This window comes from Bacillus sp. JZ105, assembly GCF_053903125.1.
In genome coordinates this window covers 2,251,203-2,277,987 of the sequence record NZ_CP096387.1, presented here as the reverse complement: position 1 = coordinate 2,277,987, position 26,785 = coordinate 2,251,203, and the positions used below count along the sequence as shown (strand labels likewise).

Genomic DNA, 26,785 nt, shown 5'->3' with positions numbered 1-26,785 from the left:
ATAATTAACGGCTCACATCATACATTTTAGAGAAGAAAAAAAGGAGGGGAATTCGTTGCGGAGTTTGCTGGATATTCTCCCGCACTCGATTGGACAAGAACTCAGGCTGCTGAAAGAGGCAGAATGGGCGCAAATAGAAGAAATCCGCATTCGCACGGATCGTCCTATTGAATTGATGCAGGGAGGAAAACCGCGTTTCCTTTCTTATCACACAACATGGGAAGATGCGTCTCAGCTATTAGGCAGGCTGAGCAATTACAGCATGTACACACTTGAGGAAGAGCTAAAACAGGGCTATATCACCATATCTGGCGGACACCGGGTAGGACTTGCTGGAAAGGTGATCGTTGAAAACGGATTTGTCAAAGGGTTAAGAGATATCTCTTCATTTAATATCCGCATTGCCAAAGAAAAAATTGGGATTGCGCTTCCCTTTCTTCCTTATTTATATGAAGAGCACTGGCACAATACACTCATCATCGGCCCCCCGCAAACGGGGAAAACCACATTGCTCCGGGATATAGCACGTCTTGCTAGTACAGGCACAAAAACCATTCCTCCTAGAAAAACAGGCATTATTGATGAGCGTTCTGAAATCGCCGGATGTATAAGAGGAGTGCCGCAGCACCATTTTGGCCACCGGATTGATGTACTCGATGCGTGTCCAAAGGCTGAAGGATTGATGATGATGATTCGGTCTATGAGCCCTGAGGTCATGATTGTTGATGAAATCGGAAAAAGTGAGGATGTAGAGGCACTTTTAGAAGCGATTCATGCCGGAGTCAACATCATCGTCTCAGCTCATGGGTATTCACTTGAAGATGTATATAAACGTCCTTCATTTAAGCCGTTATGGGAGCTTCGTGTATTTGAACGATATGTTGAATTAAATCGAAACAATGGGCCTGGCACGATCGGGCGGATGTACGGCGGGGACGGCCAAGAGATGAAATGGAGGCGGGGAGTGGACGTATGTTAAAGCTCATTGGTGCTATTTTCATTGTCGCGGCCACGACTTGGGGAGGATTCGAGTTTGCCAAACGATATAGCGACAGACCTAAACAAATTCGGCAGCTGCGGTTTGCTCTCCAGTCTCTTGAAGCTGAAATTATGTATGGTCAAACCCCTTTAGCGCGGGCGGCAGAGCAAATTGCAGCGCAGGTAGGTCCTCCTGTGAATCAGCTGTTTGAACAATTTGCAGAAAAACTGAAAGTGGGGACTTTTTCTGCACGCCATGCATGGAACGAAAGTCTTGAGGATGTTTGGAAAAAAACCGTATTGAAAAAAGGCGAATATGAGGCGCTGAAGCACTTTGGAGAAACACTTGGTCAGCATGATGTCACTTCTCAGCAAAAGTATATCAAGCTTGCTTTAGGTCATTTGGAATCAGAGGAGAAAGAAGCTGAAATCGCCCAAGCGAAAAATGAAAAAATGGTCAGAAGCCTCGGATTTTTAAGCGGATTACTACTGATTCTTTTATTGATGTGAGAGGAAGGGAGTCGAGAGCATGGGCGTTGATGTAAACGTCATTTTTCAAATTGCCGGAGTAGGCATCGTCGTGGCCTTTCTCCATACGATTTTAGACCAAATGGGGAAGAAAGAGTACGCTCAGTGGGTGACGCTGCTTGGGTTTATCTACATTTTGTTTATGGTGGCAACCATTGTAGACGATTTGTTTAAAAAGATTAAAGCCGTATTTCTATTTCAAGGATAGGGGAGGGCTTACAAATCGAAATCATACAAATTGTTGGACTTGGTTTAATCGCTACTTTTTTAGCATTAATCGTCAAAGAACAAAAGCCAACCTTCGCCTTTATGCTTGTTGTTTTTACCGGATGTGTCATTTTTCTTTATTTAATTGATCAAATCTATGCCATTATCTCGATGATTGAAAAAATTGCAGCAAGTGCCGGCGTCAATATGAAGTATGTTGAAACCATATTGAAGATCATTGGCATTGCCTATATTGCGGAATTTGGCGCTCAGCTGACGAAGGATGCTGGACAAGGCGCCATTGCATCCAAAATAGAGCTAGGCGGCAAGATTCTCATCTTGGTGATGGCAGTCCCGATTTTAACAGTCATCATTGAGACGATCTTAGGAATGATCCCGTCCATGACGTAAATGAAAAGAGGTGATGACAATGAAACGGGTGACCGCTGTAATGGGATTGATGCTTTTCTTTTGGCTGATTGCTCCGCATGCATGGGCAGAAGAAAAAGAACCTTCTAATGAACAGCCAGCAGCACAGGAAGTGGCGAATGGACAGGCTGATGCACTTGAACTTCATTCCATCAGTGACTTTTGGGAAACCATTTTGGACGAGTATGGCGGCTTTTTGCCAGAAAGCCAAAAGGGCACAGTGAAGGAAATGATTGACGGCGATAAAGAGCTGTCTCCCCAAACATGGCTGAAAGCCTTGGTACATTATCTATTTCACGAAATTATTGCAAACGGAAAGCTCCTAGGTACTCTGATTTTACTCACTATCTTTTGTTCGCTTTTGCAGCTTTTGCAAAATGCCTTTGAACAAAGCACCGTCAGCAAAGTCGCATATGCTCTTGTTTATATGGTGCTGATTATTATTGCACTTAACAGCTTTCATGTGGCGATTTCCTATGCCACAGAAGCCATTCAAACGATGACCAGTTTTATTCTTGCTCTTATTCCTCTTTTACTAGCGCTTATTGCTTCATCAGGCGGACTTGTTTCAGCCGGATTCTTTCATCCCGTTATTTTATTTTTAATGAACACGAGCGGTGTTTTCATTCAGTATGTCGTTCTCCCGCTCATCTTTTTATCAGCAATATTGAGCATTATCAGTACGCTGACCGAACAATACAAGGTCACCCAGCTTGCCCAGCTGTTAAGAAATGTGGCAATTGGCGGGCTTGCCGTTTTTTTAACCGTTTTTCTCGGCGTCATTTCCGTTCAGGGTGCATCTGCGGCCGTTACGGATGGAATCGCTCTTCGTACAGCCAAATTCATTACCGGAAACTTCATCCCTGTTCTAGGCAGAATGTTTACAGATGCAACTGATACCGTGATCAGCGCCTCTGTTTTACTCAAAAACACAGTCGGGCTAGTTGGGGTCGCCATTTTAATTTCAATTGCCGCTTTCCCGGCGATTAAAGTACTTTCGTTAGCCCTTATCTATAAGCTTGCTGCTGCTATCCTTCAGCCGTTAGGGGGCGGACCCATCATCAGCTGTCTTGATGTCATTTCAAAAAGTGTGCTGTATATATTTGCTGCACTTGCTGTTGTGTCGCTCATGTTCTTTTTAAGCATTACCGTCATCATCACTGCGGGGAACCTGACCATGATGATGAAGTAAGGAGGGGGCACCTTTTGAGTTTTCTCACGGAATGGATCACAAGTATTATTCTTTTTATCTTATTTGCGATTGTCATTGATCTTCTGCTTCCCAATTCGAGCATGCAAAAGTATGCAAAAATGGTCGTCAGCCTGCTGCTAATTGTGGTCATGCTCAATCCGATTTTTGCTTTATTTCGAGCAGATCCTGATCAAATTTTTTCAGAATTGATGAAAGGGAAGGAAGAAGTGCAGTCAGAAGAAATAAAAAATCAGATGAATTTAGAAAAAAAAGAAATACAAGCCTCTCAGCGTGCATATATTTTAAAGCAAATGGCTGTCCAACTAGAAAAAAGCGCAAAGGAGCCACTGGAGAAGGAGAGCTATGTAATGAAACACGTAGAAGTGCTGGCTGATGAGGAGCATCTGGATCAGAATATGGAGGCGGATCAATTTCGCATCAAAGCAGTTCTTTCCCCGCTCACAGGTGATGCTGTAGAAACGGTGGCAAAGGTGGACATTGATCTCTCCAAGCAAAAGGAGGAAAGCGCTGGATCTTCTAGCAAAGAGATCACGAGGGTGAAAGAGACACTTGCTGATGTTTGGAATACGAGTCCTGAGCACATCGCGCTGAACATTGAGGGAGGTGACGCAGCAGATCATGAATAACAAGGACTGGAAACAAAAGCTGAAATCATTTTTCCAGCCGCCTGAAAAAGGTGAAGGGAAATCCAAATTAACGAAGCACCATTACTTGCTGCTTGTATTCATTATCGGCGTATCTTTCATGTTAGTCAGTCAGATCTTGTCACCGCCATCAAGCAAACAACAAGCTGCGGTTCCTGCTTCTAAAAAAACATCCTCAGAAGAGCAGGAGGTATTCAAACCGGCGTCCTCAGGTAAACCAAAAAATTCAATTGAGGACGTGGAGCAAGAATACGAAAATCAGCTGAAGGAAATTTTAGAAACCATCATCGGCGTTGAGGATGTATCCATTGTGGTCAATGTAGATGCAACGTCTTTAAAAGTGTTTGAAAAAAACAAATCCAATAAAAGTACAACGACCGAGGAAACAGATAAAGAAGGCGGCGTGCGAAGTGTCACCGATCAAACAAAAGAAGAAGAAGTCGTCATCATCAAAAATGGCAATGAAGAAACACCCGTCGTTGTTCAAACGAAAAAACCAGAAATCCGAGGTGTCCTCGTTGTTGCTCAAGGAGTAGACAACGTTCAAATAAAGAAAACCATCATTGAAGCGGTTACACGAGTGCTTGATGTACCGAGCCATAGAGTGGCTGTTGCCCCTAAAAAAATCAAGGAGGATTCGGAATGATGTTAAAAAAACAAACGGTTTGGCTATTAACGATGCTAAGTTTAGTTGTCGTATTAAGTGTGTACTATATCATGTCTCCACAGGGTGAAAATGCAGTGACAGTAGAAGATACGAAATCAAAAGGCACTGAAGAGAAAAAGGTTGAAACAGAAAAAGGGACGGACAAAGGCATGGAAAAAGGCGCTGATAAGAAATCCACTGACAAAGAAACAAACGGCAAACAAGAGGATATCGAAACAAGCGGTGAAGAAGGAAAGGCTGTGTCAGAGCAAACAGACGATGAGCTTTTTACAACATACAGACTAGAGCTTGAAGATAAACGAAGCAAGCAGCGCGAAGAATACAACGAAATTGTCTCCAGTGACGATGCAACAGCACAAGAAAAAAGTGAAGCATACGATCAAATGACAGCGCTCAGTGAAGCAGAAGGAACTGAGCGTCAGCTTGAGACATTGATCAAAACAAAAGGCTATAAAGATGCGCTCGTAAGTGCTGAAGGGGATAAAGTGAGCATCACGGTTCGTTCTGATAAAAAATCAAAATCTCAAGCGGCCGATATTATTGATATGGTCACAAAAGAAATGAGAGGTCTTGATAACGTAGCTGTCACTTTTGAGCCCACTAATCAATAAAAATGAACTGGCGCCCTTTGCGGAAAAGGGCGTTTTTTGATGCGGCTTGACGCCCTCTCCAAGGTGCTTACGCGAGGCGCTTCACCACAATAGTAGTTGAATTCATCGAAATCCTCCTGTAAGATGGTTATAGTATGTACTTTTAGTACTAGCCTATAATAAAAAGATAAATCCATACATAGGGGTGCAAATCCATGTTAAAAATCGAAGAAATTCATGAACTGATTAAATTAATTGACGACTCTACTATCGATGAGTTTACGTACGAAAACGAAGGTGCAAAAATCAAACTGAAGAAAAATAAAGAAGTCGTTCAGCAAGTTGCGGCACAAGCACCAGCGGCTCCTGTCCAAGCAGCTCCAGCTCAACAAGCTCCTAAAGCACAAGCTCCAGCTCAGACCGAAGCCCCTGCACAAGAGGCAGCTGCGTCTGAAAATCTGCATAAAATCACATCCCCAATGGTTGGCACATTTTATGCTTCCTCTTCACCAGAAGCAGATCCATACGTGACAACAGGTTCTAAGGTGAAGGAAAACACTGTTGTATGTATCGTGGAAGCGATGAAACTGTTTAATGAAATCGAAGCAGAAGTAAAAGGTGAAATCGTCGAAGTATTAGCTGAAAACGGTCAGCTTGTAGAATTCGGACAACCCCTCTTTCTAGTGAAAGCAGAGTAAGGAGTACGATCATGATTAAAAAGCTATTAATTGCAAACAGAGGAGAAATCGCAGTTAGAATTATCCGCGCTTGTAAAGAGCTTGGAATTGAAACTGTTGCGGTATTTTCTGAAGCGGATCGCGATGCGCTGCATGTACAAATGGCTGATGAAGCATATTGCATCGGACCGACTGCTTCTAAAGATAGTTATTTAAATGTCACGAATATTGTCAGCGTAGCAAAATTAACAGGGACAGATGCCATCCATCCAGGATACGGCTTTTTAGCAGAAAATGCAGACTTTGCAGAGCTTTGCGAGGAATGTAATGTAATCTTTGTTGGACCAACTGCGTCAGCGATTTCCAAAATGGGAACGAAAGATGTCGCGCGAGAAACAATGAAGAATGCAGGCGTTCCGATCGTCCCTGGTTCTCAAGGAATTGTAAAAGATCTTGATGATGCTGTTTCAACAGCAGCTAGTATTGGGTATCCTGTGATTATTAAAGCAACTGCAGGCGGAGGCGGTAAAGGGATCCGTGTGGCTCGTACAGAAGAAGAGCTTATTAACGGAGTCACCATCACGCAGCAGGAAGCGGCGCAAAACTTTGGGAACCCTGGTGTCTATTTAGAAAAGTTCATTGAAGACTTTAGACATGTGGAAATCCAAGTGCTTGCAGATCAGCATGGCAATACGATTCATTTAGGAGAGCGTGATTGCTCGATCCAAAGAAGAATGCAAAAGCTGCTTGAAGAAACGCCATCACCAGCACTCAATGCAGACATCCGTGAGCAAATGGGTGAAGCAGCTGTAAAAGCAGCAGAAGCTGTTGAATACACAGGTGCTGGAACAGTCGAATTCATTTATGATTATAATGAAGAGAAGTTTTACTTCATGGAAATGAATACTCGTATTCAAGTAGAGCATCCTGTGACAGAAATGGTCACAGGTGTAGACTTGATCAAAGAACAGATCAAGGTTGCATCAGGTGAGAAGCTTTCTCTTACACAAGAGGATGTCGTATATGAAGGCTGGGCGATCGAATGCCGCATCAATGCAGAGAACCCAGAGAAAAACTTCATGCCTTCAGCCGGTGAAATTAAAATGTATCTTCCGCCAGGCGGTTTAGGTGTACGTGTTGATTCTGCCGCTTATCCGGGCTATGTGATTCCGCCATATTATGACAGCATGATTGCAAAAGTGATCACATATGGTAAGACAAGAGAAGAAGCGATTGCGAAAATGAAACGTGCGCTTCAAGAATTCGTCATTGAAGGAGTCTATACAACGATTCCATTCCACCTTAGATTGCTCGAGCATGAAACATTTGTGAGCGGTAACTTTAATACGAAGTTTTTAGAAACATACCAAATCATGAAATAATCACAGCTTTCGGAGGTGAATGATCGTGTCAGAAAACAATTTGCTTGAAATGAACCTTGATGAAGATCAATTGGGAAAAGTGCAAATTGCACCAGAAGTGATTGAAGTCATTGCTGGGATCGCCGCTTCAGAAGTCGAAGGCATTGCCGAAATGCGCGGCAATTTCGCTGCTGATGTAGCAGAACGCTTTGGTAAGAAAAATCACCGTAAAGGTGTAAAAGTAGATGTCTCTGATGAAGGCATCACAATCGATGTGTATTGTGTGGTTGAATTTGGCCTATCCATTCCAAAGGTATCCACTGCTGTACAAGAAAATATCCGTCAAACTCTTTTGAACATGACTGCCTTAACGATTAATGAAATTAACATTCATGTCGTTGGCATTCAATTTGATACTAAAGCACCTGAGGCTGAAGTAGATCAAGAAATGTAAAAAAGGGTTCAAGTGAAACCAAGGAGGCATTGCCTCTTTGGTTTTTTAAAGCCCATTTTTGAGTAATTTCCGAATATTGATAACGTCACGCGTGGATTGATTCGTTTTTCGTCACAGCTCGCATGGATCTTGGTGCGACCACGGTCAAAATATGTTATGATCTCTGTATGGCTTAACGACAAGCGGATAAAGTGGTTAAAGGAGTAAATAATGAAAAGAAGAACTGCAAGAGAAAAGGCGCTACAAACATTATTTCAAATTGATGTGAGCAATATTGATCCGAAAGAGGCCATTACACATGCGCTGGATGAACAAGAATCAGATCCTTTTTTCGAGGAACTGGTTTTCGGTGTGCTTGAACAAAAGGACAAGCTTGATGACATGATCTCACAGCATCTAGTGAATTGGAAACTCGATCGTATTGCAAACGTAGACAGAGCCATTTTAAGGCTGTCTGTGTACGAGATGGTGTATCAAGAAGACATCCCAGTTAGTGTCTCAATGAATGAAGCGATTGAACTCGCCAAATTATTCGGCGATGATAAAGCACCGAAATTTGTAAATGGTGTACTTTCGAACATTAAAAACGACCTAAAGCAGCAATAGGAGGATTCGACATGACAGCAACAATCATCGATGGGAAAGAAACAGCAAAAGAAAAGCGTGAACAATTAGCAAAAGAAGTAGAAGAGCTAAAACAAAAAGGAGTCACACCTGGTCTTGCCGTTATTCTAATCGGTGATGATCCGGCTTCACTTTCTTACGTACGCGGGAAGAAAAAAGCAGCAGAAGCAATGGGCATGCATTTTCAGCTTGATCATTTAGATGCTTCTTTAACAGAAGAAGAATTGCTGCAGCTGATTGATCAGTACAATGCGAACGATCAATTCCACGGGATTCTTGTTCAACTTCCACTGCCAAAGCATATTTCTGAAAAAGCCGTCATTGAACGTATTTCACCTGAGAAAGATGTAGATGGTTTCCATCCATTAAATATCGGGAAAATGCTGCTTGGAGAAGATACATACCTTCCTTGTACACCAGCAGGCATTGTTGAATTACTGAATAAAACAGGTGTCAGCCTTTCTGGAAAAGAAGTGGTTGTTGTGGGACGCAGCAATATTGTCGGTAAACCAGTGGGACAATTGCTGTTAAACGAAAACGCAACGGTGACTTACTGCCATTCAAGAACGGCGAATATTTCAGAACATACGTTAAAAGCGGACATTTTAGTTGTTGCCGTCGGTCGAGCAAACTTTATAAAAGCTGACCAAATCAAAGAAGGCGCAATTGTCATCGATGTAGGAGTCAATCGTTTGGAAACTGGGAAGCTTGTTGGGGATGTTGATTTTGAAGAAGCGAAAGAAAAAGCTTCTTACATCACACCGGTTCCTGGCGGAGTCGGTCCAATGACGATTACGATGCTTGCACACAATACGGTTAAATCAGCAAAACGTACATTAGCATAAGCTTTATCCATTCATCCACCTGCATGCTGCCGGTGGATGAATGTGCGTTTTTGAAGAGGAGGAATACGTCATGAGTGAAAAAGCCTTTGTGACGGTCACAGCCCTTACAAAATACATAAAAAGAAAATTTGATGTTGATCCGCATTTAGAAGATATTTGGATCAAAGGTGAGTTATCCAATGTGAAGATTCATTCAAGAGGTCATGTGTACTTCACCTTAAAAGACGAAAACGCACGCATGCAGGCCGTCATGTTCCAGCGCTCCGCAGCAAAGCTGCCTTTTTCACCAAAAAGCGGAATGAAAGTGTTTGTACGCGGCGGGATTCAAGTATATGAACCAAGCGGCAACTATCAATTATATGCAAAAGAAATGCAGCCTGATGGTGTTGGTGCTCTTCATCTCGCTTATGAAGAGCTGAAGAAAAAGCTGGCAAGTGAAGGCTTATTTGATGCGCGCTATAAAAAACCAATTCCTGAATATCCAGAGGTTGTTGGTGTCATTACATCCCCAACAGGAGCGGCTGTTCGAGATGTCATCACAACGATTAACCGGCGCTATCAGCAGGCGAAAATCATTGTGCTTCCGGCGCTTGTCCAAGGTGAAAACGCCATCCGTTCAATCGTAGAGCGGATCAAAGAAGCAAATGAAAAACAGCTCTGTGATGTCTTGATTGTCGGAAGAGGAGGCGGTTCGATCGAAGAACTTTGGGCCTTTAATGAAGAAGCTGTCGCAAGAGCGATCTTCGCATCAGACATTCCAATCATTTCTGCAGTGGGGCACGAAACGGACTTTACGATCAGTGATTTCACTGCAGACATGAGAGCACCCACACCAACAGGAGCAGCCGAGCTCGCTGTTCCAAGCACAGCCGATTTAATAGAACGAATCAAATCCATCGACATTCGGCTTACAAGGGCCGTGAAGAACCGAACATCACAAGCGAAAGACCGTCTTGTGGCGCTGCAATCCTCTTATGCCTTCCGTTTTCCAAAACGATTGCAGGAGCAAAAAGAGCAGCAATTCGATTTGGTATTTGACCGTTTTCAAAAACAGCTGACGAGACAAATTGAACAAAAACGCAGTCAACTAGACCGCCAGACATACAGGCTGAAGCCGCTTCATCCAAAAGAGCAGCTGCTTCAGGCGAAAAAACGCCATGCCAATGAAACAGAACAGCTCATCCGCAGCATGAATGTGCAAATGAAAACAATTCATTCGCAGTTCCAATCTGTTCTTGGTAAACTAAATGCATTAAATCCACTTCAAGTGATGGAAAGAGGCTACAGTTTAGCCTATAAAGACAATGAACTGATTAAAAGTGTGAACCAAGTCGATACGAAGGATCAATTGGCTATCACCATGAAGGATGGACGTCTGATTTGTGAGGTTATTGAGAAGGAGGGGCAATCATCATGACAGAATCAAATAAACAAAAAGAAGAACAAATGACATTTGAAGAAGCGATGAAAGGTCTTGAGGAGATCGTTGGGAAGCTCGAAGAAGGAGATGTACCACTTGAGCAAGCCATTCATTATTTCCAAGAAGGCATGACACTTTCAAAGCTTTGTCATGAAAAATTACAGCACGTTGAAAAGCAGATGGATTTCATTTTAAAAGAGGACGGTGAACTGGCTCCTTTCTCGGTAAAGGAGGCAGATGCTGGTGACAAGTAATTTGCAGGATTTCTTAACAACACGAAAACAGGCCATTGAAGATTATTTATTTACATATGTTCAGGAATTGAAGATTCCAGAAGAACTAAAATCTTCGATGCTTTACTCTCTTGAAGCTGGAGGGAAAAGACTTCGCCCTGTTCTCGTTCTTGCTTTATTACATGCTTACGGAAAAAACGAAGAAGATGGCATACCGGTTGGCTGTGCTGTAGAAATGATTCATACGTATTCTTTGATACATGACGACCTTCCTTGCATGGACGATGATGACCTTCGCAGAGGAAAGCCGACTAACCATAAAGTATACGGGGAAGCAACAGCGGTTCTCGCTGGTGATGCACTTTTAACGGAAAGCTTCCGCCTCATTACATCGCAGCTATCTAGCAGCGTCACTTCTGACCAAAAGCTCAGAATCGTAGATGAGCTGGTGCGGTCAGCAGGTGCACTAGGAATGGTTGGCGGTCAATTTGATGACATGGAAGCAGAGCAAAAACAAGTCCCGCTTGCTGAACTAGAATCCATTCATGCCCGGAAAACAGGAAAGCTTCTCACATTCAGCGTCACAGCAGGTGCAATGCTGGCAGGAGCATCAGATGACGATATCGAAAAACTAAGAGAATTCAGCTATCATATTGGCATTGCTTTTCAAATCCGTGATGACATTTTAGACCTCGAAGGAAGCGAAGAAAAAATAGGAAAACGAGTCGGCTCTGATACAGCGAATGAAAAGTCGACATATCCTTCTTTATTAACGCTTACAGGAGCAAAAGAAAAGCTGCATGAACACATCACACGTGCAAAAGAAATTGTCTCAAACCTTGAATTAGAGCAGCAATTGCTGCATGAATTATGTGATCTGATCGCCTCAAGAGATCATTAAAAACAGCCTAGATTTGAGGGTCTTCGAGCAATTGTGGTAAACTGTAAACAGTTTATCATGATAAGACAACTCTTATTCCCGCTTGGTTTTCTTAGGAATAAGGCATTATATATGTAGATAGAAATTTTGTTGAAAGCGAGTTGATCCTGATTGGATCTTTTATCAATAAAAAATCCAGCGTTTCTAAAAGGAATGTCAAATGCAGAATTAGAGGAGCTTAGTGCTGACATCCGCATGTTTTTAATTGAGTCCTTGGCTAACTCTGGCGGGCATATCGGTCCGAACCTGGGTGTCGTTGAACTCACGGTTGCCCTTCATAAAGTATTTGACAGCCCGAAAGACAAATTCCTTTGGGATGTTGGACATCAGTCTTATGTTCACAAGCTGTTAACTGGAAGAGGGGCGGAGTTTGATACACTTCGTCAATATAAAGGACTTTGCGGTTTTCCTAAACGAAATGAAAGTGAGCATGATGTTTGGGAAACAGGCCACAGCTCAACGTCATTATCTGGCGCAATGGGAATGGCGGCGGCGCGGGATATTAAAGGGACAGATGAATATATTCTGCCGATTATCGGAGATGGTGCATTAACCGGAGGTATGGCGCTTGAAGCTCTGAATCATATCGGTGATGAAAAGAAAGATATGATCGTCATCTTAAACGATAATGAAATGAGTATTGCACCAAACGTCGGTGCGATTCACACCATGCTTGGCAGACTGCGCACAGCAGGCAAGTACCAATGGGTAAAGGACGAGCTCGAATATTTATTCAAGCGGATCCCAGCTGTAGGCGGAAAGCTTGCTGCCACAGCAGAGCGAATTAAAGACAGCCTCAAGTATTTACTTGTTTCTGGCATGTTTTTTGAGGAAATGGGGTTCACTTACTTAGGTCCTGTTGATGGACATTCTTATGAAGACCTTTTTGAAAACCTTGAATATGCAAAGAAAACAAAAGGTCCTGTCCTGCTGCATGTCATCACGAAAAAAGGAAAAGGCTATCAGCCGGCAGAATCCGATAAAATTGGGACATGGCACGGCACAGGTCCATACAAAATTGATACAGGTGATTTTGTCAAACCAGCAGCTGCTGCACCGTCATGGAGTGGTCTTGTCAGTGAAACAGTCAGAAAGCTTGCGCGGAAAGATGAGCGAATTGTAGCCATCACGCCTGCGATGCCTGTTGGCTCAAAACTTGAAGGCTTTGCAAAGGAATTTCCAGAGCGAATGTTTGATGTAGGAATTGCTGAGCAGCATGCAGCCACAATGGCAGCTGGGCTTGCGACGCAGGATATGAAGCCATTTTTAGCGATTTATTCAACATTCCTGCAAAGAGCTTATGATCAAGTGCTGCATGATATTTGCCGTCAAAACCTCAATGTATTTATCGGGATTGACCGTGCGGGTCTTGTCGGTGCAGATGGAGAAACGCATCAAGGTGTGTTTGATATTGCCTTCATGCGTCATATGCCGAATATGGTGCTCATGATGCCGAAGGATGAAAATGAAGGCCAGCACATGGTCAATACAGCCATTCAGTATGATGACGGTCCTATTGCCATGCGTTTCCCGCGTGGAAATGGTCTTGGCGTGAAAATGGATGAACAGCTCAAAACCATTCCGATTGGGTCTTGGGAGGTTCTTCGTCCAGGGAAGGATGCCGTCATCTTAACATTCGGTACGACGATTAAAATGGCGCTGCAAGCAGCTGAGGAGCTTCAAAAAGAAGGGAAATCAATTCGTGTCGTCAACGCTCGGTTTATTAAGCCGCTTGATGAAGCGATGCTGCATGACATTCTTTCTGAAGGAATTCCGATTTTAACGATTGAAGAAGCTGTGCTCCAAGGCGGGTTTGGCAGCAGCGTATTAGAATATCTACACGACAAGAAAGCATCACATATCAAAGTAGAACGTATGGGTATCCCAGATCAATTTATTGAGCATGGAAGTGTTGATGCCCTGCTTGAAGAAATTGGACTGACGAAAGCACAGGTTGCTGAGACTTTACGTGACCTGCTTCCAGCAGCACCAAGAAAAGGAATCGGATCATGACATCAAAGAAAGAACGACTTGACGTTTTATTAGTCGAACAAGGACTAATGGAAACAAGAGAGAAAGCAAAACGTGCCATCATGGCAGGGATCGTTTACTCAAATGAAACCCGTTTGGATAAACCAGGTGAGAAAATTGCTCGTGATACGCCGCTTACAGTGAAGGGGAACCCTCTCAAATACGTAAGCCGCGGCGGGTTAAAGCTCGAAAAAGCGCTCAAAGAATTTGACCTGACAGTTGAAGGGAAGTTGCTGATTGATATTGGCTCATCAACAGGCGGATTTACAGATTGTGCTCTTCAAAATGGAGCAGTCAAATCATATGCTGTAGACGTTGGCTACAATCAGCTTGCGTGGAAATTAAGGCAGGATGACAGAGTCATCGTCATGGAGCGCACCAATTTCCGTCATTCCGTTCCAGCTGATTTTACTGAAGGATTGCCAGAAGTGGCATCGATTGATGTATCTTTTATCTCACTTAAACTCATTCTGCCGGCTTTAAAGCATATTCTTGTTCCGGGTGGTGACTGTATTGCACTCGTCAAGCCTCAATTTGAAGCAGGCAGAGAGCTTGTAGGGAAAAAAGGCATCGTACGTGAGCCATCAGTCCACCTTGGTGTACTAGAAGAGATGAATCAATTTGCTGCAAAAGAAGGCTATGATGTAAAGGATGTATCATTTTCGCCTATCACTGGCGGAGATGGAAATATTGAATTTCTGCTTCATTTAGTGCTTCATCCTGATCAAGAAGAAAATGCGGCACTTCCTGCTTCAGAACTTGAGAAGGTCGTCAAGGAAGCCCATTCTGTATTGAAAGAAAAGAAAAACAGCCCTGAGCCGGCTGACACATGAGATGATTGATACAAAAGGAATAATAGCTCGCTATTATTCCTTTTTACATGGTCAAAAGACAAGAATTGGCCGTATCTCACGTAATGCTTGTTTTTTAAAGTGTGCATCATATAACATAGAACGTAAAGACAAACTGAGAATGAAACGCCTAGGGGGGTCAAATATGAATAAAGGTCAAAGGCATATTAAAATAAGAGAAATCATTGCAAGCCAAGAAATCGAAACACAAGATGAATTGGTCGATATTTTGAAAGCCGATGGATATAACATCACACAAGCGACCGTTTCTAGAGATATTAAAGAATTACATTTAGTGAAAGTTCCTACGAACAATGGAACATATAAATACAGTCTTCCTGCGGATCAGCGGTTTAATCCGCTGTCAAAGCTGAAGCGGTCCCTAATGGATGCATTTATTAAAATGGATGCTGCCAGTCATTTGATTGTTCTGAAAACAATGCCGGGTAATGCTCAGGCGATTGGTGCTTTAATGGATAATTTAGATTGGGAAGAAATTATGGGAACGATTTGCGGGGATGACACCATTTTAATCATTTGCCGCACCCCAGATGATACAGAGACAGTTTCGAGCAAAATTTTAGAGCTTCTATAAAGAATCAGGTTTACTAAAAGAGGTGTCAAATGAGTGTTAGCAGAACTAACCATTAAAAACTTTGCAATCATTGAAGAGTTAACGGTTTCATTTGAAAAAGGACTCACGGTTCTAACGGGGGAAACAGGTGCCGGAAAATCCATCATGATTGACGCTGTCTCACTTCTCGTGGGAGGAAGAGGATCCTCTGAATTTGTCCGCTACGGTGAAAAAAAGGCAGAGCTGGAAGGGCTTTTTCTTGTACCAGCCGATCACCCTGTATTTGCTCTATGCGAAGAGCAGGGAATTGACGCATCAGATGAAATGATGATCCTCCGCCGTGATATTAATAGCAGCGGGAAAAGCATTTGCCGGATTAATGGAAAGCTTGTCACCATTTCACTTTTACGGGAAGTAGGACGGCTTTTGCTTGATATACATGGACAGCACGATAACCAGCTGCTCATGGAAGATGAAAATCATCTGCATTTGCTTGATCAATTTGGAGCAGAAGACATTGCACCGGCTCTCGTGCAGTATCAAGAAGCATATGATCAATATATGAAGACGGCTCAAAAACTAAAGCAGCTGTCCGAGAATGAGCAGGAAATGGTGCACCGCTTAGATTTACTGCAATTTCAGCTAGAGGAGATTGAGGCGGCACAATTAGAGCCGGGAGAAGATGAGAGGCTTCAGGAAGAGCGACATCAAATCAGCAACTACGAAAAAATCTATTCCTCACTCCAAAACGCGTATAACGCTTTACGTAATGAACAAGGAGGACTAGATTGGGTTGGTATGTCCTCAAGCGAGCTTGAGCAGGTGTCTGAGATCAATGATGATTTGAAAAAGCTATCTGAACAAGTGTCAAACTCCTACTACTTATTAGAGGATTCAACCTTCCAAATGCGAAGCATGCTGGATCAATTAGAATTCGATCCAGCTCGTCTTGATTTTATTGAATCCAGGCTGAATGAAATGAAGCAGCTAAAACGAAAATACGGCACAACTGTTGAGGAAATTTTGGAGTATGCGGCGAAGATTGAAGAAGAAATAGATCAAATCCAAAATCGAGACAGCCATCTGCAGACACTCAAAAATAAATTAGATGCGATGAGCCGTGATGCCCTGCTGGAAGCACTTAATGTTTCGGAGCTGCGTAAAAAATGGGCCAAAAAGCTAGCGAAGCAAATTCAAACAGAGCTCAAGGATTTGTATATGGAGAAGTCATCATTTGACACAGCTTTTTCTGTTCGATATGCGCCATTTGGCAGCACCGATTGTCCGCTATTAGACGGAAAACCTGTCCAGATGGGGAAAAATGGAATCGACCAAGCACAATTTGTCATTTCTACAAATACAGGCGAACCGATGAAATCTTTATCGAAAGTAGCCTCAGGTGGAGAAATTTCACGTGTCATGCTCGCTGTGAAGAGTATTTTCTCAGCTAAACAAGACGTCACATCCATTATTTTCGATGAAGTTGATACAGGCGTCAGCGGCAGAGTGGCACAAGCCATTGCTGAAAAAATTTACAAAGTAGCATCTGGATCACAAGTGCTCTGCATTACACACCTGCCTCAAGTAGCCGCAATGGCTGACACACATCTCTTCATTTCGAAACGCTCGAAAGCGGGCAGAACACTGACGAGTGTCAAACCATTAAGTCATGAAGAAAAAGTGAGTGAAATTGGCCGGATGATTGCCGGTGTGGAAGTGACTGAGCTGACAAAACAGCATGCAAAAGAACTATTGCACCAAGCAAATGATGTCAAAACAACAGGGTAGCTGAATCATCAGCTGCCTTTTTTTATGTTGTGTAAAAGCCGGCGTATATACCCATAAAATCGTCTTTTTCTTTTATCAATTTATCCAATCATTTTCTAAAGCTGCCGGTTATAAATCCTCTCGAAGAAGGCAAAAGTAAAGATGTAGCCAAAACATGAGTGTTCTGGTGTGGGTAAGGAGCGAGGAGAGTGAAAAATGAATGCCCGAAAAGATGAGAAAAGCCATTGGTGTGATTCTCCTTGTTTCTTTAATAAGTACAGGGTTTATGAGCATAGTGAAGGAATACATCAGCATTCCAACAAATGTTGCTGTATTTGAAAAACAGAAGCACTCAATTGACACATCGATTGAAGCGTCAGCCAATGCTTCTTCACCAGCCTTTCGCCTTTCAGAGAAAAAGAATCAGCTGGATATTACAGGACAAAAGGCGGGAAAAGCCGAAATTGTTTATGATTTTAAAGGATTTCCTATTAAGAAAACAAAAGTTGACGTTCTCCCTGAATTAAAAGTCATTCCTGGAGGTCAATCCATTGGCGTCAAGCTCCACTCTGTAGGAGTTCTCGTTGTAGGTTTTCATCAAATCACAACAGCAGACGGCAAAAAATCACCAGGTGAAGCCGCAGGCATTCAATCAGGGGATATGATCATTGAAATCAATGGTCAAAAAATGGAGAAAATGAATGACCTCACCCCATTTATTCAGAAAGCAGGGAAAACGGGTGAAACGCTTCGTTTGCTCATAAAGAGAGATCATAAAACCTTTCAAACAACATTAACACCCGCAAAAGATGCAAGTGAAGGCATCTATCGAATTGGTCTTTACATTCGTGATTCTGCAGCAGGAATCGGCACGATGACCTTTTTTGAACCTTCATCTAAAAAATATGGTGCCCTTGGGCATGTGATTTCTGACATGGATACAAAAAAACCAATTGTTGTCGACAATGGTGAAATTGTTAGATCAACCGTGACATCGATTGAAAAAGGCACAGGAGGTAATCCTGGAGAAAAATTGGCGAGATTCTCTTCCGAAAGAAAAACAATAGGAGATATCTCCCGCAACAGCCCTTTTGGTATCTTTGGTACGTTAACCGAAAAGCTTGAAAATCATGTAGCAGATAAACCACTTCCAGTCGCTTTATCAAATGAAGTAAAAGAAGGCCCAGCAGAAATTTTAACCGTTGTGGATCATGATAAAGTGGAGAAGTTTGATATTAAAATCGTGAGCACAACACCGCAGAAATTCCCAGCAACTAAAGGAATGGTATTGAAAGTGACAGATGAGCGGCTCTTAAGCAAAACGGGCGGAATCGTCCAAGGAATGAGCGGAAGCCCTATCATCCAAAATGGCAAAGTCATTGGAGCTGTCACACACGTATTCGTCAATGATCCGACTAGCGGGTACGGTGTACACATTGAATGGATGCTGTCAGAAGCAGGAATCGACCTTTATCAAAAAAACAAAAAAGCAAGCTGATCAATCAAACTGCCGCGAATCTTCCGGCAGTTTTTTTCTACCCTTTCTTTCTCTTCCATCATGTTATAAAATAAGGAAAAAGAGATTTTTCGACAAAATGGAAAAAAGCATGTTGTCAAATTGCAATAATCGTCGATTCGTTAAGAAAAACGTAGAAAAAGCTAGATAATGCTCTATTATTCGGAAAATTAAAGTTTTTTAAAGGGGATAGCATGGTTTTGTCGAATTGAACACTCAGAAGAGAAATGCAAAAGACTAAAGGAATCGACATTGGGGAGGAAAGAACGTGGAGAAAATTAAAGTGTGTGTAGCTGATGACAATCGAGAGCTTGTTGGCCTTTTGACAGAGTATATTGAGGGACAGGAAGATATGGAAGTACTTGGCGTGGCGTATAATGGTCAGGAATGCTTGACATTATTTAAAGATAAAGAGCCCGACGTTCTCCTCTTAGACATTATTATGCCTCATTTAGACGGTCTTGCTGTACTAGAACGCCTCCGTGAAAACAATGAAATGACAAAACAGCCAAGTGTGATTATGCTAACGGCATTTGGACAAGAAGATGTCACGAAAAAAGCAGTTGATTTAGGCGCATCCTATTTCATTTTAAAGCCATTTGATATGGAAAACCTAGTAGGTCATATTCGTCAAGTCAGTGGAAACGGCACACAAGTTACCCATCGCTCTTCATCAATCCAAAACAGTGTTCTTCGTAACAAACCTGAACCGAAACGTAAAAACTTAGATGCGAGCATTACGACCATTATTCATGAGATTGGCGTGCCCGCTCATATTAAAGGCTATTTATACTTAAGAGAAGCGATTTCTATGGTGTACAATGACATTGAGCTTCTCGGAAGCATTACTAAAGTGTTGTACCCAGACATTGCAAAGAAATTTAACACGACTGCCAGCAGGGTAGAACGAGCGATTCGTCATGCCATTGAGGTCGCTTGGAGCAGAGGAAACATTGATTCCATTTCCTCACTCTTTGGTTATACTGTCAGCATGTCAAAAGCGAAACCAACCAATTCAGAATTTATTGCCATGGTAGCTGATCGTCTGCGATTAGAGCATAGAGCTAGCTAGTTTATTGTTCATAAAAAAACGTTTCTTCATTGAGACGTTTTTTTATTTTGAAACATGTTGTCAAAAATTGGTTGGGTTGATAAAATCATCTTAATGTTTAAATTGGACAAACGGGCTGCTTTATTTTCAGAATAAAATGAAAAATAAAGCATGAAAAAAATAAAAAAGACATAAAGTAGTGGTAATCAGCTGCGCCAAACGATCATTAGTCTTCAAAATAGAAAAAGAAAACGTTCATTCGTAAGAAAAAGGATGAGAGGAAAAGGTCTCATGGATTTGGTAATTAAAGCAAACGAGATCGAAAGTTCTATTTCTATTGACCTGATTGATTGGCGTTTTAAAGTCACTGGCTTCTTAGAGATTGTGCCATTTGAACTGAATATTCCCATTGTCGAATTTAATAATTTTCACATTCTTTTACTATGCTATAATAATGAAAAGAAGAGGGTGAGGTTATGGGAAAGCTGAAAATCCACTCTGCTGAGGTAGCGAACGAAATTAGCAAGTGGACGAGGGTCATTTCTCAGAATGACTTAGAAAAATCTGCTGTCTATAAAGAGAAAATTCAGAATTTGCTAAAAAATACAGATGAAGACCGTGAAGTTCTCCTTTATTATCAGCTTGTTGACGGCAGACATGAAATGTTACTTGGAAATATTGAAAAAGCCAATCAAATTATGAAAAGTGTCGGAACGCTCGATGAGAAAGCAGATGACATTATTAATTTTTATTTTTACTTTTACAAAGGCCAATATGCTGCATATGTGAAAAAGTATGATGAAGCCATTAGCTTTTACAAAATTGCAGAACAGCGGCTAAAACGAGTGAATGAAGACCTGGAAGTAGGAACTTTTCACCATAAGGTTGCTTCGGTCTATTACGAACTGAAACAAAATTTCATATCCATTAATCATATTAAAAAAGCCATCGATACATTCAAAGCGCATGAAGAGTACACAGCGCAGGCGATTGACAGCTTAATTTTACATGCAAGTAATTGCATTGATTTGTTCCAATTCGATGAAGCAGAGAAAAAGTATAAAGAAGCACTTGAGAAAAGTAAGCGCATTAACAATGAAGTGCTGATTGGGAAATGCTATCACAATTTAGCGGTTCTTTATTATGCAAAGCATGATTATGAAAAAAGCGCACTTTATGCCAAAAAAGGGATGGGCATTCAAATTCACCGTGACAATAGCCATTATTACATCCAATCTTTATATGTTCTGGCGAATGCCTTGGTTCATCTAGGAGATCAAGAGGCGAGGGTATATATTAAAGAGGGTATTCTGTATAGTTGTGATATCCAAAATAATGAATATATAGTAAAATTTGAAATTTTGGATTTGATGTGCGAGAATAGTGGGGCAGCAGACGTATTCTCTGAAAAATTAGACTACATAGAAAAAAATAGATTATATGTGGAGCTTGAGGATTTGTCTGAACAAATATCGAAATACTTCAAGGAACGAAATGATTATCAAAATGCCATTCGTTTTCTTGAAAAGAAATTCGATGCACAAATACTTCAAAAGAAAGTGGAGGTTATTTTATGAAAAAGTTGTTGTTAGGTGTAACCATTGTTACAGCAGTCGCAGTTGTTTCTTCCCTTTTTGCTCTTGACGCAGAGACGACAGAGCAAGCCATCAGAGCGATTACGTGATCGAATTTATCTGTCAACCTCTTCATGCGAATCAGAAGAGGTTTTTTTTATGTGCTCAAAACTGGAAAAACGAAAAAAGACACGTCATAATGAAAGGAAGCATCATATTTAGAGGTGACCTATGACGAAAATTTTTGCACACAGAGGCTTTAAAGGCATTTATCCTGAAAACACCATGATAGCCTTCGAGCATGCACTCCATTCGGGAGCTGACGGAATTGAGCTGGATGTTCAGCTGACGAAAGACGGCAGACTTGCTGTCATTCACGATGAGAAACTGAACAGAACAACGAATATGAAAGGTTTAGTGAAAGACCATACATATGAAGAATTAAAAGCGGGAGATGCGAGTCATTCTTTCTACGAAGAAACCGGTGCTGTGTCCATTCCTCTTTTAGAGGAAGTATTAGAGCTAGTGACGCAGCAATCATCATTGATCATCAATATTGAACTGAAAAACTCCATTTATCGTTATCCGGGTATCGAAGAGAAAGTAAAAAAACAAATCGAGCATTTTCAAATAGAAGATCGTGTACTTGTTTCATCGTTTCATCACGGCAGTTTAGCTCTTTTTCACAAACTGATGCCGGATGTTGAACTAGCTGTACTCACAATGGATGTGATTCATCAGCCGGAGATGTATATAAAAACAGTACCAGCAAGGGGCTACCATCCGAATATCAAGGGTGCCGGCGTGACCAAAGAAGTTGTGTCAGCTCTCCATGCATCTCAGCAAGTGATCAGGCCGTTTACAGTAAATAGTGAAAAGCAAATGAAAAACATGTTTTCCTTAGGTGTCGATGGCATTTTCACTGATTTTCCTGACCGAGCCGTGAAAATAAGAGAAGAAATGAAATAAAGACCTGCTTTAAATCAGCGGGTCTTTTTTCACGTTTTATCTCTGCTTAAAGCGAGCAGTCACTTTATTGCGTTTTCGGTCTCTATATAAAATAAAGCCAGCCACTACATAAAGACCTCCCCCTAAAAATAACAACCCTGCAATTCCTTGCAGCCATAAATATGGAAATGGTGCAATGATGATGCCGAAAACAGTGTCACGCAGCAGCTTAATCCCAAGTGCTGCAAGCGCGCCAGGTATTAAAATAATCACTAGTGCAAGTATTCTCCCCATCAAATGTCCCCTTAAACGTCATTTACTTCCATTGTCTAATTCAAAAAATATTTTGTCAAGAAAGGAAAACGTGGTAATATAAGAGTTGTGCAATTTTTTGCAACGGAAAAATATGGTGTGCAAATTTTTTCATATAAAGGGGTAACGGGATGCAGAGAGTCTTGATTGTCGGTGCAGGACAGGGTGGATCAGCATTGCTGGAAACATTGCTGAAAACAAATATGATTCAAATCATTGCGATCGCCGACCTTGATCTTGAGGCACCGGGGATGGTAGAAGCGAAAAAGAATGGAATTGATACGACAACGGATTGGAAAGAATACATAAAAGATGACATTGATATCATCATTGAAACAACAGGCAGTTCAGCAGTGCTGAAAGAACTGATTGAAAAAAAGCCAGAGCACGCAGTCATTGTTCCGAGTTCAATGGCTTATGTCATATCAGAATTAATGTCAGAAAAACAACAGTTGATTCAAATATTAAAGGAACAAACCTATAAGCATGACCGCATTTTTAATGCAACGAACGACGGGATGATTTTTATTAACATGGATGAAGAAGTCGTCCTGTTTAATCGATCAGCGGCCAAAATGGTTGGATGTTCGCAAAAAGATGCGATTGGCCGTCATATACGAGAAGTGATTCCAAATACAAAGCTTCCCGACATTTTAAGATCGAGAGAGCCAGAATTTAATCAAAAACAATTTCTGAATCAGCAAATACAAATTGTTACAACGCGTTTGCCTATTATTGATGACGCGGGGAGAATGCTAGGTGCTTTATCCATCTTTAAAGATATTACAGATGCCGTTGAGCTTGCGGAGGAAGTAACCAATCTTAAAGAAGTACGAACGATGCTGGAGGCGATCATTCAATCATCGGATGAAGCCATATCAGTTGTTGATGAGCAGGGAAAGGGGATTTTAATCAACCGGGCTTATACGAAAATGACTGGACTAACAGATAAAGAAGTTGTGGGGAAACCAGCAGGTGCAGATATTTCTGAAGGAGAAAGCATGCATTTGAAGGTACTTGAAACAAGGAGACCCGTTCGAGGCGTCAGAATGAAAGTAGGACCGAATAAAAAAGAAGTGATTGTCAACGTAGCGCCAGTCATTGTTGATGGTATTTTAAAAGGCAGTGTCGGGGTTATTCATGACGTATCAGAAATTCAATCACTCACGAATGAATTAAATAAAGCAAGGCAGCTTATCCGGACTCTTGAAGCAAAGTATACATTTGAAGACATCATTGGAGAGAGTGAGCAAATGCTTGTGGCGCTAGAGCAGGCAAAGCTTGGCGCAAAAACACCAGCCACCATTTTACTCCGGGGAGAATCAGGTACTGGAAAAGAGCTGTTTGCGCATGCCATTCATAATGAAAGTGACCGGAAATATAATCGCTTTGTACGGGTCAACTGTGCAGCCTTATCTGAGACCCTTTTAGAGTCAGAGCTTTTTGGCTATGAAGAAGGAGCGTTTTCTGGTGCAAGGCGCGGCGGGAAAAAAGGGCTGTTTGAAGAGGCGAATCAAGGCAGCATTTTTTTAGATGAAATTGGAGAAATGACACCAAGTACACAGGCAAAGCTGCTTCGTGTGATGCAGGAGAAAGAAATTGTAAGAGTAGGCGGAACAAAGGCCATACCGGTCGATGTTCGTGTGATCACGGCGACAAATGTCAATATTGAAAAAGCGATGGCGGAAGGAAAGTTCAGAGAAGATTTATATTATCGAATGAACAGATACCCGATCTCCATCCCGCCGCTCAGGCAGCGCCTTGAGGATATTGACTCGTTAAGCAAACGTCTCATCCAAAAGATCAATTTAGACTATGGACGAAACGTGCGCGGGTTAACGGAACAGGCACTTAATAGACTGCGATCATATAAGTGGCCTGGAAACGTAAGAGAGCTTGAAAATGTACTTGGACGAGCCATGATCTTTTTGAACCCGCAAGAAGAATGGATTGATGAAGGGCATATTTCTTTCATGGAGTCAGAAGATCAGGAAGAAAAAGAGCAGCAGGAACTGGCTGTCAGTCAATTTGAGGGAGAGACGCTTTCGGATGCTGTTGAGGCATTTGAAGCGCAGCTGATTAAACAAACCCTTGAAAAGCATCAATTCAATCGCACGAAAACAGCGAAAACGTTAGGGATCAGCATTCGGAACCTTTACTATAAAATGGACAAATATCAACTTGCAAAAGATAGCATGCAATAAAATGCATGTAACCTGCAAAAGATTGCACGAATGTCATGAGAATTGCCTCATATTCACTGCATTTCAAACTGGCACGGAACTTGCATATAAAACATGAACCGAGCACAAGGAAAGGTGGGCATATATGAAGCTTGACGATCTGATTATGAAAGCCGCCCAGCTGCAGAATAAAACGGCGGCTGTGGCTCATGCAGAAGACGAAGAAGTGCTTCATGCCGTCAAGATGGCAATTAAGCGAAAGGTCGCTCGCTTTCTCCTGGTTGGGAACAAACGCAACCTGAAGGAGCTAGTGAAGCAGCATGAAATCAATGAGGACTGGATAGATATTATTCATTCAGATTCTCCCGACGAATCTGCCAAAATTGCCGTTCAGGCAGTGAGCGAGAAACATGCAGATATTTTGATGAAGGGGCATGTCCCGACAGCCGTTCTTTTAAAAGCGGTACTGAATAAAGAATATGGGCTCAGGACGGCAAGTGTCCTATCACATGTCGCGGCATTTGAAGTACCGGGCTTTGACCGCTTTATTTATGTGACGGATTCTGCGATGAACATCGCGCCCGATTTAAATATGCTGAAAGAGATTACGATCAACTCTGTTCAAGTAGCACAAGCTGTCGGAAACGACATGCCAAAGGTTGCAGTGCTCTCTGCGGTCGAGGTCGTGAATCCGGCAATGGATTCAACTTTGACTGCGGCAAGTCTTGCGCAAATGAATCGGCGGGGGCAGATTTCTGGATGCCTGATTGATGGGCCTCTTGCTTTAGATAATGCCATTTCTCAAACGGCAGCTTCTCATAAAAATATTACGAGTGATGTCGCCGGCCATGCAGATATTTTGCTTGTGCCAACAATTGAGGCAGGAAATATTCTTTATAAATCTCTCATCTACTTTGCACATGCGAAGGTGGGAGCTGTGGTGGCAGGAGCGAAGGCGCCGATTGCTTTAACAAGCCGGTCTGATTCAGCCGAAAGTAAGCTTTATTCAATTGCGCTTGCCATCTGTACATCAAATTAAGCGGAAGTAATAGGAGGAATAACACAATGGAACTTTTTAAATATATGGAACGATACGATTATGAACAGCTTGTATTTTGTCAGGATGAGCAGTCTGGCTTAAAAGCCATTATTGCGATTCATGATACAACACTTGGGCCGGCACTAGGCGGAACGAGAATGTGGACGTATGAAAACGAAGAAGCAGCCATTGAGGATGCACTGCGTCTAGCAAGAGGAATGACTTATAAAAACGCGGCAGCAGGACTTAATCTTGGCGGCGGAAAAACGGTCATTATCGGTGATCCGAGAAAAGACAAAAATGAAGAAATGTTCCGTGCATTTGGACGTTACATTCAAGGGCTGAATGGCCGCTATATTACAGCAGAAGATGTCGGTACAACGGTAGAAGACATGGATCTCATTCATGAAGAAACAGATTTTGTCACAGGGATCTCTCCTGCATTTGGTTCTTCTGGAAATCCTTCTCCGGTCACTGCTTACGGTGTATACAAAGGGATGATAGCCGCTGCCAAAGCTGCATTTGGGACTGATTCATTAGAAGGAAAAACAATTGCCGTCCAAGGCGTTGGAAATGTCGCTTACAACCTGTGTAAACATCTGCATGAAGAAGGCGCGCAGCTCATTGTCACAGATATCAACAAAGACTCTGTCAAGCGAGCTGTTGAAGACTTCGGCGCAAAAGCAGTCGACCCTGACGATATTTATGATCAAGCATGTGATATTTATGCACCGTGCGCACTTGGTGCAACCATTAACGATGTGACCATTCCTAAGTTAAAAGCAAAGGTGATTGCAGGTGCTGCAAATAACCAGCTAAGAGAAACGCATCACGGAGACCTTATCCATGAGATGGGGATTGTATATGCTCCTGACTATGTGATCAATGCAGGCGGTGTGATTAACGTTGCTGATGAGCTTTATGGCTATAATGCAGATCGTGCGATGAAAAAAGTCGAAGGCATTTATCAAAATATTGAACGTGTGATTGAAATTTCAAACCGTGATGCCATTCCAACTTATAAAGCGGCAGACCGATTGGCTGAAGAGCGAATTGAAAGAATGCGCAAATCAAGAAGTCAATTCTTGCAAAATGGTCAACATATTTTAAGCCGTCGCTAATTTGAAGA

28 protein-coding genes are annotated in these 26,785 nt (G+C 42.1%); 27 read left to right on the top strand and 1 reads right to left on the bottom strand.

Annotated elements, in window-relative coordinates; all coding sequences use genetic code 11:
• Positions 1-55 precede the first annotated feature (55 nt).
• The 24 genes from spoIIIAA to M1D81_RS11460 all read left to right on the top strand — a co-directional run bounded on the left by spoIIIAA (position 56) and on the right by M1D81_RS11460 (position 22,143).
• Complete coding sequence (gene spoIIIAA / locus M1D81_RS11575) at positions 56-979, top strand: stage III sporulation protein AA (RefSeq protein ID WP_024428002.1); 924 nt, start codon at positions 56-58, stop codon at positions 977-979.
• Positions 973-1,488: a stage III sporulation protein SpoIIIAB gene (gene spoIIIAB, locus M1D81_RS11570; protein WP_024428003.1), complete on the top strand. Its 516-nt coding sequence runs from the start codon at positions 973-975 to the stop codon at positions 1,486-1,488. Before spoIIIAA ends, spoIIIAB begins: the two co-directional genes overlap by 7 nt.
• A 19-nt stretch (positions 1,489-1,507) precedes the next feature.
• A complete protein-coding gene (gene spoIIIAC / locus M1D81_RS11565; protein WP_003153142.1) occupies positions 1,508-1,714 on the top strand; it encodes a stage III sporulation protein AC in 207 nt (68 codons plus the stop codon).
• Positions 1,711-2,124 carry a stage III sporulation protein AD gene (gene spoIIIAD / locus M1D81_RS11560; RefSeq protein ID WP_087978339.1) on the top strand — a complete coding sequence of 138 codons (414 nt, stop codon included), beginning with the start codon at positions 1,711-1,713 and terminating at the stop codon, positions 2,122-2,124. The genes spoIIIAC and spoIIIAD overlap by 4 nt, the downstream gene beginning before the upstream one ends.
• A 19-nt stretch (positions 2,125-2,143) precedes the next feature.
• The gene (spoIIIAE, locus tag M1D81_RS11555; RefSeq protein ID WP_456270876.1) at positions 2,144-3,334 is read left to right on the top strand and encodes a stage III sporulation protein AE; all 1,191 of its coding nucleotides are present in this window, start codon (positions 2,144-2,146) and stop codon (positions 3,332-3,334) included.
• Between the two features lie 14 nt (positions 3,335-3,348).
• The gene (gene spoIIIAF / locus M1D81_RS11550; RefSeq protein ID WP_456266835.1) at positions 3,349-3,981 is read left to right on the top strand and encodes a stage III sporulation protein AF; all 633 of its coding nucleotides are present in this window, start codon (positions 3,349-3,351) and stop codon (positions 3,979-3,981) included.
• On the top strand, positions 3,974-4,645 hold the full coding sequence (spoIIIAG, locus tag M1D81_RS11545) for a stage III sporulation protein AG (protein WP_456266836.1): 672 nt from the start codon (positions 3,974-3,976) through the stop codon (positions 4,643-4,645). Before spoIIIAF ends, spoIIIAG begins: the two co-directional genes overlap by 8 nt.
• Positions 4,645-5,277, top strand: a complete 633-nt coding sequence (locus tag M1D81_RS11540) for a SpoIIIAH-like family protein (protein WP_024428006.1) — start codon at positions 4,645-4,647, stop codon at positions 5,275-5,277. Before spoIIIAG ends, M1D81_RS11540 begins: the two co-directional genes overlap by 1 nt.
• Positions 5,278-5,471: 194 nt before the next feature.
• The gene (accB, locus tag M1D81_RS11535) at positions 5,472-5,954 is read left to right on the top strand and encodes an acetyl-CoA carboxylase biotin carboxyl carrier protein (RefSeq protein ID WP_456266837.1); all 483 of its coding nucleotides are present in this window, start codon (positions 5,472-5,474) and stop codon (positions 5,952-5,954) included.
• Between the two features lie 11 nt (positions 5,955-5,965).
• Entirely contained in the window at positions 5,966-7,315 is a 1,350-nt protein-coding gene (accC, locus tag M1D81_RS11530; RefSeq protein ID WP_024422945.1) for an acetyl-CoA carboxylase biotin carboxylase subunit, read from the top strand.
• Between the two features lie 25 nt (positions 7,316-7,340).
• The gene (locus tag M1D81_RS11525; protein ID WP_034280262.1) at positions 7,341-7,748 is read left to right on the top strand and encodes an Asp23/Gls24 family envelope stress response protein; all 408 of its coding nucleotides are present in this window, start codon (positions 7,341-7,343) and stop codon (positions 7,746-7,748) included.
• 210 nt (positions 7,749-7,958) lie between these two features.
• Entirely contained in the window at positions 7,959-8,354 is a 396-nt protein-coding gene (gene nusB, locus M1D81_RS11520; RefSeq protein ID WP_012010530.1) for a transcription antitermination factor NusB, read from the top strand.
• 11 nt (positions 8,355-8,365) lie between these two features.
• The gene (gene folD / locus M1D81_RS11515; protein WP_456266838.1) at positions 8,366-9,217 is read left to right on the top strand and encodes a bifunctional methylenetetrahydrofolate dehydrogenase/methenyltetrahydrofolate cyclohydrolase FolD; all 852 of its coding nucleotides are present in this window, start codon (positions 8,366-8,368) and stop codon (positions 9,215-9,217) included.
• Positions 9,218-9,287: 70 nt separating this feature from the next.
• A complete protein-coding gene (xseA, locus tag M1D81_RS11510) occupies positions 9,288-10,634 on the top strand; it encodes an exodeoxyribonuclease VII large subunit (protein WP_456266839.1) in 1,347 nt (448 codons plus the stop codon).
• The gene (locus M1D81_RS11505) at positions 10,631-10,891 is read left to right on the top strand and encodes an exodeoxyribonuclease VII small subunit (RefSeq protein WP_003215880.1); all 261 of its coding nucleotides are present in this window, start codon (positions 10,631-10,633) and stop codon (positions 10,889-10,891) included. The genes xseA and M1D81_RS11505 overlap by 4 nt, the downstream gene beginning before the upstream one ends.
• Positions 10,875-11,771, top strand: coding sequence for a polyprenyl synthetase family protein (locus M1D81_RS11500; RefSeq protein WP_417894401.1), 897 nt, complete (start codon positions 10,875-10,877; stop codon positions 11,769-11,771). Before M1D81_RS11505 ends, M1D81_RS11500 begins: the two co-directional genes overlap by 17 nt.
• A 150-nt stretch (positions 11,772-11,921) precedes the next feature.
• Positions 11,922-13,823 (top strand): 1-deoxy-D-xylulose-5-phosphate synthase, encoded by a 1,902-nt coding sequence (dxs, locus tag M1D81_RS11495; protein WP_456266840.1) that lies wholly within the window; start codon positions 11,922-11,924, stop codon positions 13,821-13,823.
• Complete coding sequence (locus M1D81_RS11490) at positions 13,820-14,674, top strand: TlyA family RNA methyltransferase (protein WP_025092991.1); 855 nt, start codon at positions 13,820-13,822, stop codon at positions 14,672-14,674. Before dxs ends, M1D81_RS11490 begins: the two co-directional genes overlap by 4 nt.
• A gap of 163 nt (positions 14,675-14,837) precedes the next feature.
• Complete coding sequence (ahrC, locus tag M1D81_RS11485; protein ID WP_024422938.1) at positions 14,838-15,287, top strand: transcriptional regulator AhrC/ArgR; 450 nt, start codon at positions 14,838-14,840, stop codon at positions 15,285-15,287.
• A gap of 33 nt (positions 15,288-15,320) precedes the next feature.
• On the top strand, positions 15,321-17,054 hold the full coding sequence (gene recN, locus M1D81_RS11480; protein ID WP_456266841.1) for a DNA repair protein RecN: 1,734 nt from the start codon (positions 15,321-15,323) through the stop codon (positions 17,052-17,054).
• 199 nt (positions 17,055-17,253) lie between these two features.
• Positions 17,254-18,531 carry a SpoIVB peptidase gene (spoIVB, locus tag M1D81_RS11475; protein ID WP_087978346.1) on the top strand — a complete coding sequence of 426 codons (1,278 nt, stop codon included), beginning with the start codon at positions 17,254-17,256 and terminating at the stop codon, positions 18,529-18,531.
• A gap of 286 nt (positions 18,532-18,817) precedes the next feature.
• A complete protein-coding gene (gene spo0A / locus M1D81_RS11470; protein WP_024422935.1) occupies positions 18,818-19,621 on the top strand; it encodes a sporulation transcription factor Spo0A in 804 nt (267 codons plus the stop codon).
• 455 nt (positions 19,622-20,076) lie between these two features.
• On the top strand, positions 20,077-21,177 hold the full coding sequence (locus M1D81_RS11465) for a response regulator aspartate phosphatase (RefSeq protein WP_456266842.1): 1,101 nt from the start codon (positions 20,077-20,079) through the stop codon (positions 21,175-21,177).
• Between the two features lie 228 nt (positions 21,178-21,405).
• Positions 21,406-22,143 (top strand): glycerophosphodiester phosphodiesterase, encoded by a 738-nt coding sequence (locus M1D81_RS11460; protein WP_456266843.1) that lies wholly within the window; start codon positions 21,406-21,408, stop codon positions 22,141-22,143.
• A 36-nt stretch (positions 22,144-22,179) separates the two neighbouring features.
• Here M1D81_RS11460 and M1D81_RS11455 read toward each other — a convergent pair whose 3' ends face one another.
• A complete protein-coding gene (locus M1D81_RS11455; RefSeq protein WP_024422931.1) occupies positions 22,180-22,416 on the bottom strand; it encodes a DUF2627 domain-containing protein in 237 nt (78 codons plus the stop codon).
• A 149-nt stretch (positions 22,417-22,565) separates the two neighbouring features.
• Between M1D81_RS11455 and M1D81_RS11450 the strand changes: the two genes are divergently transcribed.
• From M1D81_RS11450 to bcd, 3 genes are all read left to right on the top strand, one after another.
• Complete coding sequence (locus tag M1D81_RS11450) at positions 22,566-24,638, top strand: sigma 54-interacting transcriptional regulator (protein WP_456266844.1); 2,073 nt, start codon at positions 22,566-22,568, stop codon at positions 24,636-24,638.
• Between the two features lie 124 nt (positions 24,639-24,762).
• Positions 24,763-25,656, top strand: a complete 894-nt coding sequence (gene yqiS / locus M1D81_RS11445; protein ID WP_456266845.1) for a phosphate butyryltransferase — start codon at positions 24,763-24,765, stop codon at positions 25,654-25,656.
• A 26-nt stretch (positions 25,657-25,682) separates the two neighbouring features.
• A complete protein-coding gene (bcd, locus tag M1D81_RS11440) occupies positions 25,683-26,777 on the top strand; it encodes a branched-chain amino acid dehydrogenase (RefSeq protein ID WP_456266846.1) in 1,095 nt (364 codons plus the stop codon).
• Positions 26,778-26,785 lie beyond the last annotated feature (8 nt).

Coding starts and splice junctions, on each gene's coding strand:
- spoIIIAB (WP_024428003.1), top strand. CDS start 973: ATGTTAAAGCTCATTGGTGCTATTTTCATTGTCGCGGCCACGACTTGG.
- spoIIIAC (WP_003153142.1), top strand. CDS start 1,508: ATGGGCGTTGATGTAAACGTCATTTTTCAAATTGCCGGAGTAGGCATC.
- spoIIIAE (WP_456270876.1), top strand. CDS start 2,144: ATGAAACGGGTGACCGCTGTAATGGGATTGATGCTTTTCTTTTGGCTG.
- spoIIIAG (WP_456266836.1), top strand. CDS start 3,974: ATGAATAACAAGGACTGGAAACAAAAGCTGAAATCATTTTTCCAGCCG.
- M1D81_RS11540 (WP_024428006.1), top strand. CDS start 4,645: ATGTTAAAAAAACAAACGGTTTGGCTATTAACGATGCTAAGTTTAGTT.
- accB (WP_456266837.1), top strand. CDS start 5,472: ATGTTAAAAATCGAAGAAATTCATGAACTGATTAAATTAATTGACGAC.
- accC (WP_024422945.1), top strand. CDS start 5,966: ATGATTAAAAAGCTATTAATTGCAAACAGAGGAGAAATCGCAGTTAGA.
- nusB (WP_012010530.1), top strand. CDS start 7,959: ATGAAAAGAAGAACTGCAAGAGAAAAGGCGCTACAAACATTATTTCAA.
- folD (WP_456266838.1), top strand. CDS start 8,366: ATGACAGCAACAATCATCGATGGGAAAGAAACAGCAAAAGAAAAGCGT.
- xseA (WP_456266839.1), top strand. CDS start 9,288: ATGAGTGAAAAAGCCTTTGTGACGGTCACAGCCCTTACAAAATACATA.
- M1D81_RS11505 (WP_003215880.1), top strand. CDS start 10,631: ATGACAGAATCAAATAAACAAAAAGAAGAACAAATGACATTTGAAGAA.
- M1D81_RS11500 (WP_417894401.1), top strand. CDS start 10,875: ATGCTGGTGACAAGTAATTTGCAGGATTTCTTAACAACACGAAAACAG.
- M1D81_RS11490 (WP_025092991.1), top strand. CDS start 13,820: ATGACATCAAAGAAAGAACGACTTGACGTTTTATTAGTCGAACAAGGA.
- ahrC (WP_024422938.1), top strand. CDS start 14,838: ATGAATAAAGGTCAAAGGCATATTAAAATAAGAGAAATCATTGCAAGC.
- spoIVB (WP_087978346.1), top strand. CDS start 17,254: ATGCCCGAAAAGATGAGAAAAGCCATTGGTGTGATTCTCCTTGTTTCT.
- M1D81_RS11465 (WP_456266842.1), top strand. CDS start 20,077: ATGGGAAAGCTGAAAATCCACTCTGCTGAGGTAGCGAACGAAATTAGC.
- M1D81_RS11460 (WP_456266843.1), top strand. CDS start 21,406: ATGACGAAAATTTTTGCACACAGAGGCTTTAAAGGCATTTATCCTGAA.
- M1D81_RS11455 (WP_024422931.1), bottom strand. CDS start 22,416: ATGGGGAGAATACTTGCACTAGTGATTATTTTAATACCTGGCGCGCTT.
- M1D81_RS11450 (WP_456266844.1), top strand. CDS start 22,566: ATGCAGAGAGTCTTGATTGTCGGTGCAGGACAGGGTGGATCAGCATTG.
- yqiS (WP_456266845.1), top strand. CDS start 24,763: ATGAAGCTTGACGATCTGATTATGAAAGCCGCCCAGCTGCAGAATAAA.
- bcd (WP_456266846.1), top strand. CDS start 25,683: ATGGAACTTTTTAAATATATGGAACGATACGATTATGAACAGCTTGTA.